Annotated in this window: 12 protein-coding genes; 2 read left to right on the plus strand and 10 right to left on the minus strand. The window is 67.5% G+C overall.

From position 1 onward, the window contains the following. Positions 1-973: Tar ligand binding domain-containing protein (locus tag QZ609_RS16890; protein WP_295497255.1), on the minus strand; the 973-nt coding region annotated here is incomplete at its 3' end. A gap of 302 nt (positions 974-1,275) precedes the next feature. Here QZ609_RS16890 and QZ609_RS16895 point away from each other — a divergent pair. Both QZ609_RS16895 and cls read left to right on the plus strand, forming a co-directional pair. After that, positions 1,276-1,416, plus strand: a complete 141-nt coding sequence (locus tag QZ609_RS16895) for an entericidin A/B family lipoprotein (protein ID WP_295497257.1) — start codon at positions 1,276-1,278, stop codon at positions 1,414-1,416. A 282-nt stretch (positions 1,417-1,698) separates the two neighbouring features. Continuing rightward, a complete protein-coding gene (cls, locus tag QZ609_RS16900) occupies positions 1,699-3,132 on the plus strand; it encodes a cardiolipin synthase (protein WP_295497259.1) in 1,434 nt (477 codons plus the stop codon). Positions 3,133-3,165: 33 nt separating this feature from the next. On the opposite strand, the gene QZ609_RS16905 is transcribed toward cls, so the two are convergent. The 9 genes from QZ609_RS16905 to QZ609_RS16945 all read right to left on the minus strand — a co-directional run bounded on the left by QZ609_RS16905 (position 3,166) and on the right by QZ609_RS16945 (position 14,577). Next, positions 3,166-4,560 (minus strand): MATE family efflux transporter, encoded by a 1,395-nt coding sequence (locus QZ609_RS16905; RefSeq protein WP_295497261.1) that lies wholly within the window; start codon positions 4,558-4,560, stop codon positions 3,166-3,168. After that, complete coding sequence (locus QZ609_RS16910) at positions 4,557-5,195, minus strand: DUF2239 family protein (RefSeq protein WP_295497263.1); 639 nt, start codon at positions 5,193-5,195, stop codon at positions 4,557-4,559. The genes QZ609_RS16905 and QZ609_RS16910 overlap by 4 nt, the downstream gene beginning before the upstream one ends. A 97-nt stretch (positions 5,196-5,292) precedes the next feature. Next, positions 5,293-8,040, minus strand: a complete 2,748-nt coding sequence (locus QZ609_RS16915) for a nitrate reductase (protein ID WP_295497265.1) — start codon at positions 8,038-8,040, stop codon at positions 5,293-5,295. Between the two features lie 16 nt (positions 8,041-8,056). Then, entirely contained in the window at positions 8,057-9,289 is a 1,233-nt protein-coding gene (locus QZ609_RS16920) for an FAD-dependent oxidoreductase (protein WP_295497267.1), read from the minus strand. After that, positions 9,286-9,636, minus strand: coding sequence for a nitrite reductase small subunit NirD (gene nirD / locus QZ609_RS16925; protein WP_295497269.1), 351 nt, complete (start codon positions 9,634-9,636; stop codon positions 9,286-9,288). Before nirD ends, QZ609_RS16920 begins: the two co-directional genes overlap by 4 nt. Before the next feature lie 19 nt (positions 9,637-9,655). After that, a complete protein-coding gene (gene nirB / locus QZ609_RS16930) occupies positions 9,656-12,214 on the minus strand; it encodes a nitrite reductase large subunit NirB (protein ID WP_295497271.1) in 2,559 nt (852 codons plus the stop codon). A 12-nt stretch (positions 12,215-12,226) separates the two neighbouring features. Beyond that, positions 12,227-13,549: an MFS transporter gene (locus tag QZ609_RS16935; protein ID WP_295497273.1), complete on the minus strand. Its 1,323-nt coding sequence runs from the start codon at positions 13,547-13,549 to the stop codon at positions 12,227-12,229. A 360-nt stretch (positions 13,550-13,909) separates the two neighbouring features. Then, a complete protein-coding gene (locus tag QZ609_RS16940) occupies positions 13,910-14,200 on the minus strand; it encodes a hypothetical protein (protein ID WP_295497275.1) in 291 nt (96 codons plus the stop codon). Between the two features lie 149 nt (positions 14,201-14,349). After that, entirely contained in the window at positions 14,350-14,577 is a 228-nt protein-coding gene (locus tag QZ609_RS16945) for a GlsB/YeaQ/YmgE family stress response membrane protein (protein ID WP_295497277.1), read from the minus strand. Position 14,578 lies beyond the last annotated feature (1 nt).

Raw genomic sequence — 14,578 nt, forward strand, 5'->3', positions numbered from 1 at the left:
CGTTGTCGGCGTTCTGCTTCACGATCGAGGTCAGCTCTTCCATGCTGGATGCCGTTTCCTCCAGCGACGAAGCCTGCTGCTCGGTGCGTTGCGACAGGTCCGCATTGCCCGCGGCGATCTGCTTGGTGGCGCTGGCGATCGAATCGGACCCAGTGCGCACCTGCCCCACCATCTGCTGCAGGCTCGCCTGCATCGACGCGACGGCGTGCATCAGGCGTGCGGTTTCATCCTTGCGGCCGGCGGCAGTTTGCATGTCCATGCGGGTGGCGAGGTCGCCCGAGGCCATGCGCTCGAACACCTGGATAGCGCGCTCCAGCGGGCGCACCACAGTGCGGCCCAGCACCCCGCGCGCCACCACCGACAGCACCAGCGCCGCCAGCAGCAGGCCGCCGGAGAGCCACACGCTCGTCGCATAGCGCGACTGCGAGTGGTCGAAGCGCGCCTGGCCATAGCCGAAGCGGGCCTTGACCAGTGGCTGCAGTGCGGTGTCATAGGCGATGAACAGCTGCGGCACCTGGGTGGTGTTGAGATCGCGGTAGGTGGTCAGGTCGCTGCGCTCCAGCGCGGCAATAGCGGGTTCCAGCGCGGTCTTGACGAACTTGCTGCGGGCGGCGTCGGCGGCCTGCAATTGCGCGCGGTCGGCGTCCGGCACCGGCAGCTTCATGAACTCGGCCCAGGCGTCATTGGCAGAGTTGACCATGGTATGGGCATCCGCCAGCAGCTTCTTCAGCTCGTCCGGCGACGACACCGAATCGAAGTTGGTCAGGTGAATCCGTGCCCACAGCAGGTTGATGGTGTCCTTGGCCAGCAGGTCGAGACCCTTGGCATCTTCCAGGTACACCGCGCGCAAATCCGCGTTGGTGGCGCGGCCGTTGCCGATGCCGGCGGCTCCCACCGCCGCGATCATCACCGCAAAGACGGCGACCAGGATCGTCAGCCGTGTGCGAATACTCGTGTCCATCCAATTCCACATCGTGTGTTTCCCCCGTTTTGACATTGATGGGCTGAGGCGCGGCCTTGGCGCGCCCGTCTGTCCACACCCATTTCACTCCCAAAGGACATATCGGCGGCGCGCGGGAGAAATGGAGGGCGGTTCCGCGAATGACCGGGATACGCCGTAAGTGATACGGAAGACTCCGAAAAGCGCGCCTGGACGCACCCATCGTGGGCCGGCAGCATTAAAATTGGTGCTGTCCCGCCACGGTGGTGGTGGGCAATCACGCTAACCGGCTGCGGCACGCAACGTCGTGCGGCGCCGCTTTCAAGGGGAACGAGATGAAGAAACTGATCGCACTGCTGGCCCTGGGCTGCGCCGTCCTGGCGGGCTGCAACACAATGGCCGGCATGGGTAAGGACATCCAGTCCGGCGGCCAGAAGCTGGAGAACGCTGCCGACAACACCAAGCAGAAGATGTAATCCGATCGGTTGGGTGGACGCTGTCCGGCCCGACCGGTCGCAAGAACGCCGCCTCGCGCGGCGTTTTTTGTGGGTGCCGCCGATCGGCGTTGCACCTGCTCTGACCCGGCTTTGCACTGTTTTGCTACCGTCCATCGACAGCACGGCGGCGGCGCGTCAGCATCCTGCGTTTCGCCCGGGCAGGCCGCTGTGCTCGTCCGAAACCCATGGGCGCAGCGGCGGGCGCTATGTCAGAATGCCCGCATTGTCGTGTGCCCGGCCGCGCTTGCACCTCCATCCCCGATGCCGACCAGTACCACCGCATTTGCCACCTTCCTCTTCCTGGTCCACTGCGTGGGCGTGCTCGCCGCCGGGCATGCCGTCCTGACCGTCCGCACCTCGCAGGGGGCCATCGCCTGGGCCATCTCGCTGGTCACGTTGCCCGAGTTCACGCTGATCCCGTACCTGATCTTCGGGCGCAGCCGCTTTGATGGCTATGTCGATGCGCGGCGCTTCCACAACGCGCGCCTGCGCGAGATCACGCTCTCCGACGACTGGCGCCGCCTGCGCGACCATGAATCGGCCGTGGTGGAACCGCACCACGCCTGCATGCGGGCGCTGCCGCAACTGACCGGCCTGCCGTGCCTGTCGCGCAACCGGGTGCGGTTGCTCGTCAACGGCGCCGAGACCTTCGACGCTATCTTCGCCGCCATCGCCCAGGCGCGGCAGGTGCTGATCGTGCAGTTCTTCATCGTGCACGACGACGCGCTCGGCCAGCGCCTGGCCGAACTCCTGCTCGAGCGCGCCCGCGCCGGCGTGCGCGTGTACTTCCTGTTCGACAGCATCGGCTGCCACGCCCTGCCCGGCCACTACGTGCACCGGCTCGAAGACGGCGGCGTGCACGCGCGGCCGTTCTCCACGCATGCGGGCTTCGTCAACCGCTTCCAGCTCAACTTCCGCAACCACCGCAAGCTGGTGGTGGTGGATGGCGAGTGCGCCTACGTGGGCGGGCACAACGTCGGCACCGAATACCTGGGCGAGAAGCCGCCGCTCTCCCCCTGGCGCGATACGCATATCGAGATCGTCGGCGCAGCGGTGATGGATCTGCAGCTGACCTTTGCCGAAGACTGGTACTGGGCCGCGCGCGAAGTGCCGCAGCTGATCGTGCCGAAAACGCGCCCGCCCGAGGACATGGTCTGCCAGGTGGTCGCCAGCGGCCCGGCCGACAAGCAGGAGACCTGCTCGCTGTTCTTCATGGAAGCCATCCAGTCGGCGCGCAAGCGGCTGTGGATCACCACGCCGTACTTCATCCCCGACGAGGCGGTGTTTGCCGCGCTGCGCCTGGCCGTGCTGCGCGGCGTGGACGTGCGCATCCTGATCCCCGCGCGGCCGGACCACCACGTCGTATTCCTGGCCTCCACGCTGTACGCCAACCACGCGATCCGCGCAGGCGTGAAGATCTACCGCTACCTGCCCGGCTTCCTGCACCAGAAGGTCGTGCTGATCGACGACGAGGCCGCCGCCGTGGGCAGCGCCAACCTCGACAACCGCTCGTTCCGCCTGAACTTCGAGCTGATGGTCATGACCGCCGACGGCCGCTTCGCCAACGACGTGGCGCAGATGCTGGAGGCGGACTTCGCGCACGCCACGCGCATCGGCCGCGACGAATACGAACACGCCCACCCCGTCCGCCGCGTGATCATGCACGTGGCCAAGCTGTTCGCGCCGATCCTCTAGGGTCTGTTGACGTACCAATGCGTACGCAAGGGGCTACACCATGCGCCGGATACCAAAGCGCTGCACCCGGCGGCGCCACACCAGCCCGAAGTACGACCCCTGCATCACCAGCATGGCGATGAAGCCTGCCGGATAGGCCACCCAGATGCCATCCGTGCCCAGGGTGCGCGAGAACACCCACGCGGTCGGCACCTCCACCAACGCAATCGCCACGATGGAGATGGCGGTGGGCGCCAGCACCGTGCCGCTGGCGCGCATCACGCCAGAAAACACACTCGCCATGCCAAACACGACCGAGCTCCACAGCGAGATGTGCAGCAGGCTCTGCGCGATGTCCAGGACCGGCCCACTGGCGGTAAACCAGCCGATCACCGCGCGCGAGAACAGGGTCGCCAGCAGCACCAGCACCCCCGTCACCACCAGGTTGAGCACGAGCCCGGTGCGCGCGATGGCGTCGAGGCGGTCGACCTTGCCCGCGCCGATGGCCTGCGCGCCGAGGATGGACGCGGTAATCGCAATCGACATGGCCGGGAACTGCACGTAACTGATGATCTGCGTGCCGGCGCCGTAGGCGGCGGTGGCATCCGAGCCGAAACCGTTCACCAGCGACAGCAGCGCCAGTTCCGCCAGCGAGATCACCACCAGCTGCACGCCGGTCGGCACGCCGATGCGCAGCACCTTGCCGAGCAGGCGGGCATCGATCCACAGATGCCTCAGCAGCACCGCATCGGGCGCGAGCGGGTGGTTGCGGCGACGCAGATACCACGCCAGCCAGGCCAGCGCCGCCAGGAACGACACGATGGACGCCACCGCGCCGCTGACCACGCCCAGTTGCGGCAGGCCCAGCCAGCCGTGGATGAGCGTGGGCGTGAGCACCGCCCCCACCGACGTCGAAAAGATGAGCGTGCGCAACGGCGTACGCGTGTCGCCCACCCCGCGCAGCATGGAGGTCGCCAGCAGGAACAGGAACAGCCCGGGCATGGCGAAGAGCATCACGCTGGCATAGCGCGTGGCTTCCGGCAGGATGTCCGCCGGGGTGCCAAGCCAGACCAGCAGGCTGCGCGCGAACGGCCCACCCAACAGCGCCACCGCCAGCCCGGCCAGCACGCCCACCGACAGCGTGGTGCCGGCGATGGTCTTGACCGCCTCGCGCTGGCCCGCGCCCCAGGCCTGCCCGATCAGCACCGCCGCCCCCGAGCCGAGCCCGATGATGAAGGCGATGAAGAAGAACAGGATCGGAAAGAACGACGAGGTGGCCGCCAGCGCCTTCACGCCCAGCAGATGCCCGACGTAGACGTTGTTGAGCGTGCCCGACAACGATTGCAGGATGTTGGCAAGGATCAGCGGGCCAAGGAATGCGAGAAAGGTCCGCCACAGCGGACGGGGGACCGCAGCGGGAGCCGCAGTGGTTGTAGTCGTGCTGCTCATACGGTTTGTTGTCCTTCTTCTTGTATGGGTGTTGAGGAGACTGCCGCGTCGAACGCACGCCGGGCCAGCCCGCGCGCGTGTTCACGCACGTCGGTGGGCCAGGGTTCGGTGCAAGCGGTAAAGCGTTCAGCGTCGGCGGCAAACAAGGCGCGCAAGGCGTCCTCGTAAGCAGGCGCATTGCCCGCCATGGCCGACAGGAAGCGATAGGCCACGTCAGTGGCGACGCGCTGGCGGTCGCGAACCTCAGTGGCACGGCGTGCGACGTCGACCAGCTTACGCAGCGTAACCGATGCCCCGCCCGGCTGCGAGGCCAGCCATTCCCAATGGCGCGGCAGCAGCGTGACCTCGCGCGCGGTCACGCCCAGCTTCGGGCGGCCGGGGCCGCGCGGTGCCGCGGGTTCTTCAGCAGTTTCGGGAATGGAGGGTGCTGGGAGCCTGGCCAGCACGTCGTCGATCGTGCCACGCAGGTCGAGTTCGATGACGCCGCTGGTGGCGTCGTCAAAGACGAGTACGGCGGCATCGGCATGGCGGTCGACATGGGTTTTGACCGCCTGCGCGACGTCGCGCAGCGCGCCGGCGGCGATGCGCTGTACGCCGGCAAACGCCGTGCAGGTGATGACCGATGCGGGATGCATGAACAGGCTCCTGGGAAACGAGAGGAGCCGATTCTATCCGGGTTAAATTAGAACCGCAATATTGCCCGGGTAAATTATGTAGTAAGTCCGGAACGCCTCAGGCGGCCTCCTCCACCGGCACCCGCGTTTCCGCCAGCAGGCGTTTGAGTTCCGGCACGCACGAGCCGCAGTTGCCGCCCGCCTTCAGGCACGCGGTGATCTCGCCGGTCGACTGCAGCCCCTGGGTGCGGATCGCATCACAGATGGTGTTGCGGCCCACGCCGAAGCACGAACACACCGTCGGGCCCACGTCCGCACCGGCGGCGATGGGCTGGCCGAGCAGCACGGCGGCACGGTCGAGGTCTTCCAGGCGCTCCTGCGCGAACAGCCCCGCCAGCCAGTTGCGCGACGGCAGGTCCGGCCGCGGCGACAGGAACACGCAGGCCTCGATGCGGTCGTCCACCACATGCACGGCGCGATAGACGCGCGCGGTGGTGTCTTCGTATTCGAGCCAATCGGCGTGTGCATCATCCACGCCGAGCAGCTTGCGCGCCCAGTCCTGCACCGACCCCAGATGCTGGCGCCCTGCCAGCTCGTAGCGCACGAACTGCTTGCCCTGGATGCGCGTCCACCACGTCGCGTCATCGGTATCAAGCGCGCGGCGCGACAGCACAAAGCCGTGCCACGCCACGTCGAACGGCTCGACCATCACCGGCGTGTGCTTGAACTCGGGCTCGCCGGAGACCGGATCGACCACCGGGTTGACCACCGCCCCCACGCGCGCGTCGGAGGCGAACTGGCCGTTCCAGTGGATCGGCACGAACACGCTGCCGCGCGCGATGCCGCCGCTCATGCGCACGCGCGCCACCACGCTGCCCCAGCGCGACGACACGCGCGCCAGGTTGCCCTCGCGGACGCCGGCCAGCAGCGCGTCCTGCGGGTGCAGGTCGACGAAGGGTTCGGGCACGTGGTCAGCAAGCTTTGGCGCGCGGCCGGTGCGCGTCATGGTGTGCCACTGGTCGCGCACGCGGCCGGTGTTGAGGATGAGCGGGTAGTCGCCGTCGGTCGCGTGCACAGGTGCGCGGGCCGGCGTCGGCACGAAGCGTGCACGGCCGTCGGCGGTGGCGAACCGGCCATCGCTGAACAGGCGGGCTTCGCTGCTGCCCGACAGCGTGACGGGCCACTGCACCGGCGTCATGTCGTTGTAGGCATCCCGGTCCAGCCCCGTCAGGCCGCCCAGGTGGAAGGCCCGGCGCACGCCGCCAGCGTCATTGGCAAAAGCGGACAGGCGCGCGTGCTCGTCGAACACCTCGTGCGTGGCCTTGAAGTCGAAACCGTCATAGCCCATGCGGCGGGCCACGTCGGCGATGATGTCCCAATCAGCGCGCGCCTCGCCGGGTGCGGGCAGGAAGGCGCGCTGGCGCGAGATGCGGCGTTCGGAATTGGTGACGGTGCCGTCCTTCTCGCCCCAGCCCAGCGCGGGCAGGACGATGTCGGCCAGCACCGTGGTGTCGGTCGCTTCCACGATGTCGGAGGCGACGACGAGTTCGCACTTGGCGAGCGCGCGGCGCGCCTGATCCGCATCGGGCAGGCTGACGACGGGGTTGGTGCCCATGATCCACACCGCCTTCACGCGGCCGGCTTCGATGGCTTCGAACAGGTCAACCGCCTTCAGGCCCACCTTGTCGGCCATGCGCGGGGCGTTCCAGAAGGTCTGCACCAAGTCGCGGTGCGCAGGCTCGTGCAGCTCCAGGTGCGCGGCCAACATGTTGGCGAGGCCGCCCACCTCGCGGCCGCCCATCGCATTCGGCTGGCCCGTGATGGAGAACGGCCCCATGCCCACACGACCGATGCGGCCCGTGAGCAGGTGGCAGTTCATGATGCTGTTGACCTTGTCCGTGCCCGCCGACGACTGGTTCACCCCCATCGAGAACGCGGTGATGGTGCGCTGGGTGTCGGCAAACCAGCTGTAGAACGTGAGCAGGTCATCCAGCTTGAGCTTGCAGGCGCGGGCGACGGCTTCCACATCACCGCTGTCGGCATCGGCGGCGCCCAGGGCGTCGTCCAGGCCATTGGTGTGCAGGTCGACGAAGTTGCGGTCGATCACGCCACGGCGCGCGAGGAACGACAGCAGGCCGTTGAACAGCTGCACGTCGGTGCCGGGCTTGACGGGCAAGTGCAGGTCGGCCAACTCGCACGTGGCGGTGTGACGCGGGTCGATCACCACCAGCTTCATTCCGGGGCGCGCCTCCTTGGCGCGCACGATGCGCTGGAACAGGATCGGGTGGCACCACGCGGTGTTGGAGCCGACCAGCACGATCAGGTCCGCTGCTTCCAGATCGTCGTAGCAGACCGGCACGAGGTCTTCGCCAAACGCGCGCTTGTGCCCCGCCACCGCCGACGACATGCACAGCCGCGAGTTGGTGTCGATGTTGGAAGAGCCAATGAAGCCCTTCATCAGCTTGTTGGCGACGTAGTAGTCCTCGGTCAGCAGTTGGCCTGAGACATAGAGGGCCACGGCATCGGGGCCGTGCTCGTCGACGATGCGGCGGAAGCCCTGCGCGACGGTATCGAGCGCGGTGTCCCACGACACACGATGCAGCGGCGCGACGGGCGCGTCCACGTCATGCGTGCGCTCGCGCATGGCGGGGTACAGCAGGCGGCCGTCGAGACTGACCGTCTCCCCCAGCGCCGAGCCCTTCACACACAGGCGCCCCGCGTTGGACGGATGCGCCGGATCGCCCGCGATGCCGACAGTGCCATCCACCTGCGGAGTCGCCAGCACGCCGCAGCCGACGCCGCAGTACGGGCAGGTGGTGCGCACAGCCTCGGTGGCCGGAAAGATGGGGATGGTCGTCATCGTCATGGTTAGGCCCTCGTCTTCAGGCAGCAACGGCCTCGCAGAGCGCGCGGCCGAATAGCAGGCGCTGGCGGATCGGCGTGATGGGGGTCTGGCGCTGAATCAGGTCGAAGTACCACGGGCCGTCGGCCACGTCGCCGTAGAGCACCGCGCCGACCACGCGCTCGTCCTTGAGCACGAGGCGCTTGTAGACGCCGCGGCGCGGGTCGCGCAGGACGATGTCTTCGGTGCCGTCGCCGCCGATGAAGTCGCCGGCGGAGTACAGGTCGACGCCCGTGACTTTCAGCTTGGTCGCCGTGGCCTGCTGGATGTAGCGGCGATGGCCCGCTCCGGCCAGGTGCGCGGCGCACACGCGGGCCTGGTCCCAGATGGGCGCAACGAGGCCGAAGGTCGCGCTGCGGTGCTGCACGCATTCACCCACGGCGTAGATGCGCGGGTCATAGGTTTGCAGCGTGTCGTCGACGATGATGGCGCGCTCGCAATGCAGGCCGGCGGCGCGTGCCAGTTCGATGTTCGGGCGCACGCCGGCGGTCATGACGACGAGGTCGGCGGGGATCTCGCTGCCGTCCTTGAAGCGCACGGCGGTCACACGATCCGTGCCGATCAGTTCGGCGGTGTGCGCGCCGAGCAGGAAGCGCAGGCCCTTGGCCTCCAGCGCCTGCTGCAGCAGCTTGGCAGCAGGCTTATCGAGCTGGCGCTCCATCAGCGTGTCGGGCAGGTGCACCACGGTCACGTCCATGCCCTGGCGCATCAGGCCGTTGGCCGCTTCCAGGCCGAGCAGGCCGCCGCCGATGACGACCGCATGGCGATGGTTGCGCGCGGCTTCCAGCATCGTCTCGACGTCCTGGATGTCGCGGAAGGCGATCACGCCCGGCAGCATGTGTCCCGGCACGGGCAGGATGAACGGGCGCGACCCGGTGGCGATCAGCAGGCGGTCATAGCGCATCTCCACGCCGTCGCGCGAGCGCAGCGTGCGGCGCGGCCGATCGATGGCTACCACCGGGTCCCCCGCGTGCAGCGTGATGCCGTTCTCGTCGTACCAGGCGCGCGTGTTGAGCATGATGTCGTCCACGCGCTTCTCGCCCGCCAGCACCGGCGAGAGCAGGATGCGGTTGTAGTTGCCGTGCGGCTCCTCGCCAAACACGGTGATGTCGTACAGGTCCGGCGCCAGCTTGAGCAGCTCCTCGACCGTGCGCATGCCGGCCATGCCGTTGCCGATGACGACGAGCTTGGGGCGCACGGACGTGGCAGTCATACGCCCACCCAGATGCGTCCGTTCTCAACCTTGGTCGCGTACGCATGCACCGAGTTGGCCGGCGCCTCCAGGCATTCGCCCGTCGCCAGGTCGAAGTGCTGCTTATAGATCGGCGAGGCGACGACGATGCGCTCGCCCAGGTTGCCGACCAGCCCGCGCGAGAGCACGGCGGCATCGGAGTTCGGGTCGTAGTTGGCGATGGCGTACACGTCCTGCGGCGCCGCATCGGCCACATGAGCGGCGACGCGAAACACGGCCACTTGCTCATCGCCCACCAGCGCGCACACGCCGGTGTTGGGCACGATGTCATCGAGGGCGCAGATGGGGGTCCAGCGGGATGCTTGCATGATGGTCTCCTTCTCTGGTTCAGGCGGCTTCAGCGACAACGGGGATGCGGACCGGGCGCTTGTTGCTGCGCTCGTCCAGCGTGGCCGGGCGGATCTGGCCGCGCTCTTCGACAAACACGACGTTGGCATCGCCCGCCTCGCTGTTGACGAAGTGGCGGAAGCGCTTGCGCACCTCGGGGTTGGTCACGGCGGTCTTCCACTCGTCCTGATAGGTGTCGACCACGTGCTGCATCTCGGCTTCGAGTTCAGCGGCGATGCCGAGCTTGTCGCCCACGATCACGTCCTTCAGGTAGTCCAGGCCGCCTTCAAGGTTGTCGCGCCAGGTGCTGGTGCGCTGCAGGCGGTCCGCCGTGCGCACGTAGAACATCAGGAAGCGGTCGACCAGCTTGACCAGCGTGGCCTGGTCCAGATCGGCGGCCAGCAGTTCGGCATGGCGGGGCTTCATGCCGCCGTTGCCGCATACGTACAGGTTCCAGCCCTTCTCCGTGGCGATGATGCCGACGTCCTTGCCCTGCGCTTCCGCGCACTCTCGCGTGCAGCCCGACACGCCAAACTTCAGCTTGTGCGGCGAGCGCAGGCCCTTGTAGCGGTTCTCAAGAGCGACGGCAAAGCCGACCGAATCGCCCACGCCATAGCGGCACCACGTGGAGCCCACGCACGACTTCACCGTACGCAGCGATTTGCCATACGCATGGCCCGACTCGAAGCCGGCCGCGATCAGCTCTTCCCAGATCAGCGGCAGCTGCTCCAGACGCGCGCCGAACAGGTCCACGCGCTGGCCGCCGGTGATCTTGGTGTACAGGCCGTACTTCTTGGCGACCTGGCCGACGGCGATCAGGCCGTCCGCCGTCACCTCGCCGCCCGGCATACGCGGCACCACGGAATACGTGCCGTCCTTCTGGATATTGGCGAGGAAGTAGTCGTTGGAATCCTGCAGGCCGGCGTGCTCGGTCTTGAGCACGAAGTCGTTCCAGCAGGAGGCCAGGATGCTCGCCACGGCCGGCTTGCAGATGTCGCAGCCCATGCCGTGGCCGTGCGCTTCCAGCAGCGCCTCGAACGACTGGATGCGGCCCACGCGCACCAGGTGGTACAGCTCCTGGCGCGAATACGGGAAGTGCTCGCAAATGTGGTTGTTGACGGCCAGGCCCTGCTTCTTCATCTCGGCCTTCATCACCTGCGTCATCAGCGGCACGCAGCCGCCGCACGAGGTGCCGGCTTTCGTCGCGTCCTTGAGCGCGCCCACGGTGGTGGCGCCCCCGCACACGGCTTGGCACAGTGCACCCTTCGACACGTCGTTGCACGAGCAGATCTGCGCGGCGTCGGGCAGCGCATCCACGCCCAGCGCCGGGCGCGCGTTGCCGTCGGCCTGCGGCAGAATCAGGAATTCAGGCGCCTCCGGCAGCTCGATGCGGTTGAGCATCATCTGCAGCAGCGTGCCGTATTCGGTGGCGTCGCCCACCAGCACACCGCCCAGCAGGTACTTGCCGTCTTCCGACACCACCAGCTTCTTGTAGATCTGCTTGCGCTCATCGGTGAACTGCACGCTGCGGCTGCCCGGGGTCAGGCCTTGCGCATCGCCCAGGCTGGCGACATCCACGCCCATCAGCTTGAGCTTGGTGCTCATGTCGGCACCGGTGAAGGAGGACTCCTCCTCCGCCGCCAGGATCTGCTTGGCCGTGATGCGCGCCATCTCGTAGCCAGGCGCGACCAGGCCGTAGACCTTCCCGCCCCACAGCGCGCATTCACCAATCGCGTACACGTCCGGCGCCGAGGTGCGGCACTCGGAGTCGATCACGATGCCGCCGCGCTCGCCCACTGCCAGGCCGCACGCACGCGCCAGCTCATCACGCGGGCGGATGCCGGCGGAGAAGACGATCATGTCGGCGTCCAGGTGCGTGCCGTCGGCAAACTGCATGCGGTGCTTGCCTTCCACGCCGTCGACGATCTCCACCGTGTTCTTTTGCGTGTGGACCGTCACGCCCAGGTCTTCGATCTTCCGGCGCAGCATGCGACCGCCGCCGTCGTCCACCTGCATCGCCATCAGGCGGCCAGCAAACTCGACCACGTGGGTCTGCTCCAGCTTCATGTCGCGCAGGGCCTTGGCGCATTCCAGGCCCAGCAGGCCGCCGCCGACCACCACGCCAGACTTCGCGCGCTGGCTGCATTCGAGCATCGCTTCGAGGTCTTCGATGGTGCGGTAGACGAAGCAGTCTTTGCGGTCCTTGCCGGGAATGGGCGGCACGAACGGCGACGAGCCGGTGGCGATCACCAGCTTGTCGTACGGCAGCACTTCGCCGGTGGAGGTGGTCACTTGCTTGGCGGCCAGGTCGATGGAGGTGGCGCGGGCGTTCAGGCGCAGCACCACGTCGTCACGATCGAAGAAGCCCGGCGCGACCAGCGAGAGGTCTTCGGCGGTCTTGCCGCTGAAGAATTCCGACAGGTGCACGCGGTCGTACGCCGGGCGCGGCTCTTCGCACAGCACGGTGACTTGCAGGTCGTGGCCCGGGGCATGCAGCAGGCTCTCCAGGAACTTGTGGCCCACCATCCCGTGGCCGATGACGACGATCTTCATGGTCATGGCGATGTCTCCTTACGCGTTGCCGGCAGCCGCCAGCGTGTTGTCATACAGCGCTTGTTCGCGCGCCTTGTGTTCTGCCGAGAAGCGCACTGCCACGGCGCAGATGGCGGAGATCGCCACCAGCACGCCCAGCACCGACAGCGTCTGCTGCGTGTCGCCCAGGCCCTTCATCAGGAACCCGGCCGCCACCGCACCTGCGTTACCGCCCGCGCCGATGATGCCGGCCACGCCGCCGAGCGCACGTCGGTCAATGAACGGCACCAGCGCATAGGTCGAGCCGCAAGCCATGTGGGTGAACAGGCCGAAGCCGAGCATCGCCAGCACCGCCAGCGTGACGCTGCCGGCATGTGCGAAAGCCAGCAGGCCCAGGCCCTCACCCAGCATCAGCAGGCACAGCAGTTGGGTGCGGCCATCCAGGCCGCGGCGGCGTGCCACGCGGTCCGACACGATGCCGCCCAGCGCGCGGGCAAACAGCGCCAGCAGGCCGAAGCTCGCGGCTGCCATGCCGGCGGCCGACAGCGACAGGCCAAAGTGATCGACGTAGTAGGTGGCGGCGATGTTGTGGATGAAGATCTCCACGCCGAAGCACGCGCCGTAGGTGATGAACAGCAGCCACACGCGGTAGTTGCCGGCGGCGGTCACGAAGCTGCCCCAGCCACCCTTCTTGCCGCCCTCGATGGTCTTGCCGGCGGCGCGCAGCTCGGCGTAGTTGCCTTCCGGGCAGTCCTGCGTATAGCGCCAGTACAGCGCCGCAACGATCAGCATCGCCACACCCGGCACCACCATGGCCAGGCGCCAGCCCATGCTCTGCGTGACGCCCAGCATCACGATGGCGGTCAGCAGCAGCGGCATCGTGCCCTGCGCCACGCCGCCGCCCGCGTTGCCCCAGCCGGCCGCCGCCGCGTTGGCGGTGCCCACCACGTTGGGCGCGAACATGACCGAGGTGTGGTACTGCGTGATGACGAAGCTCGCGCCAATCGCCCCGATCGCCAGGCGGAAGAACAGGAAGGCCTCGTAGCTCTGCGCCGTTGCCACGCCCAGCACAGGGATGGCGCCGAGCACCAGCAGGCCGGTATAGGTCTTGCGCGGGCCGAAGCGGTCGCACAGCGGGCCGACAATCAGGCGCACCAGGATCGTCACCGCCACCGCCGCGATGTTGATGTTGGCGATCTGTCCGGGCGTGAGGTGGAACTCACCCTTGAGCACCGGCATCAGCGGCGCGCAGGCGAACCATGCGTAGAAGCACACGAAGAACGCCAGCCACGTCAGATGGAAGGCGCGCATCTGCGGCGTGCGCAGGCTGAACAGATCGATGCGGGTGGCTTTGCCGGTCATGTTGAATCCCACTCAGGAGCCGCGAAAAAAAGAAAGGCGTCCGAGAACCAGGCACTAGGCCAGGTTCTGGGACGCCGTTGTCCAAAAGCCCCGGGCACCAGGGCTGTCACCACGAAGAGCGGATCGCCATTGACCCGCGCAATGGTGCTACGCAACAGGTGTGCCAGGGCTGCAAAGCGTTGATCTATCGCGGTTCTGGGCGAAATTGCCAGGGGGATGTGCTTCGCGCCGGGGCGGCATCACGCACGATTTCGGTGCGAAGGCGGTTCGTTATGGTGCGGTACAGCAAATACGCCGGGCGCACATGTGGCGCCATCGGCGCATCACGTGCGGGCACCGTGGGTGCGAGGTGATGAGGCGTCAGTACCCGTGCGTGACGAGCGACAGCACGGACAGGTCGGGATGGGTGCCGTCGATGATGCTGCGTCCGACGTGCACGGCTTCCTGCATGGCCTCTTCCGGGCTGTGGAAGCTGTCGTCGCCGTCGGCGTGGAAGGTCACCACGTGGCCGGGCAACGCAGGATCGGCGCCCGGATGGCACACGTAGCCGGTGTAGGTGTAGCGCGTGTTGTCAGCCCGGGTCGGGCTGGGCACCACATGAATCTCGAACCCTTCGTAGAGTTCTTGCGGTGGGGACGGCTGGTCAGACATGGCGGTCTCGCTTCGCCGCGCCGACGCATGTGGCGTGGCTTCGTTGTCCTTGTACCAACCAGTCTAGGTGATGGGGTGTGCAGCGAAATCCGGCGGTTCGGATGATGCCGGCCAGGCCCCACCGGGAGCGCTGGCCGCGTGCGCGATGGCTACCCGCGTTTGATGAGCCGGATCACGAACAGCAGGATCACCGCGCCGATCACCGCCGTGATGATCGACCCGATCCAGCCCCCGCCCAGGGAGATGTGCAGCACGCCCGCCAGCCACCCGCCAATGAACGCCCCGACAATGCCGACGATGATGTCGACGATCAGGCCGAAGCCGCCGCCCTTGACCAGCATGCCGGCCAGCCAACCTGCCACTGCGCCAATCACCAGC

Origin of the sequence: uncultured Ralstonia sp. (genome assembly GCA_913056305.1) — a bacterium.
In the GTDB taxonomy this organism is placed as follows: domain Bacteria; phylum Pseudomonadota; class Gammaproteobacteria; order Burkholderiales; family Burkholderiaceae; genus Ralstonia.

What these genes read in the sequence shown, in the direction of transcription:
- QZ609_RS16895 (WP_295497257.1), top strand. Translation starts at nt 1,276, where the DNA reads ATGAAGAAACTGATCGCACTGCTGGCCCTGGGCTGCGCCGTCCTGGCG.
- cls (WP_295497259.1), top strand. Translation starts at nt 1,699, where the DNA reads ATGCCGACCAGTACCACCGCATTTGCCACCTTCCTCTTCCTGGTCCAC.
- QZ609_RS16905 (WP_295497261.1), bottom strand. Translation starts at nt 4,560, where the DNA reads ATGAGCAGCACGACTACAACCACTGCGGCTCCCGCTGCGGTCCCCCGT.
- QZ609_RS16910 (WP_295497263.1), bottom strand. Translation starts at nt 5,195, where the DNA reads ATGCATCCCGCATCGGTCATCACCTGCACGGCGTTTGCCGGCGTACAG.
- QZ609_RS16915 (WP_295497265.1), bottom strand. Translation starts at nt 8,040, where the DNA reads ATGACGATGACGACCATCCCCATCTTTCCGGCCACCGAGGCTGTGCGC.
- QZ609_RS16920 (WP_295497267.1), bottom strand. Translation starts at nt 9,289, where the DNA reads ATGACTGCCACGTCCGTGCGCCCCAAGCTCGTCGTCATCGGCAACGGC.
- nirD (WP_295497269.1), bottom strand. Translation starts at nt 9,636, where the DNA reads ATGCAAGCATCCCGCTGGACCCCCATCTGCGCCCTCGATGACATCGTG.
- nirB (WP_295497271.1), bottom strand. Translation starts at nt 12,214, where the DNA reads ATGACCATGAAGATCGTCGTCATCGGCCACGGGATGGTGGGCCACAAG.
- QZ609_RS16935 (WP_295497273.1), bottom strand. Translation starts at nt 13,549, where the DNA reads ATGACCGGCAAAGCCACCCGCATCGATCTGTTCAGCCTGCGCACGCCG.
- QZ609_RS16940 (WP_295497275.1), bottom strand. Translation starts at nt 14,200, where the DNA reads ATGTCTGACCAGCCGTCCCCACCGCAAGAACTCTACGAAGGGTTCGAG.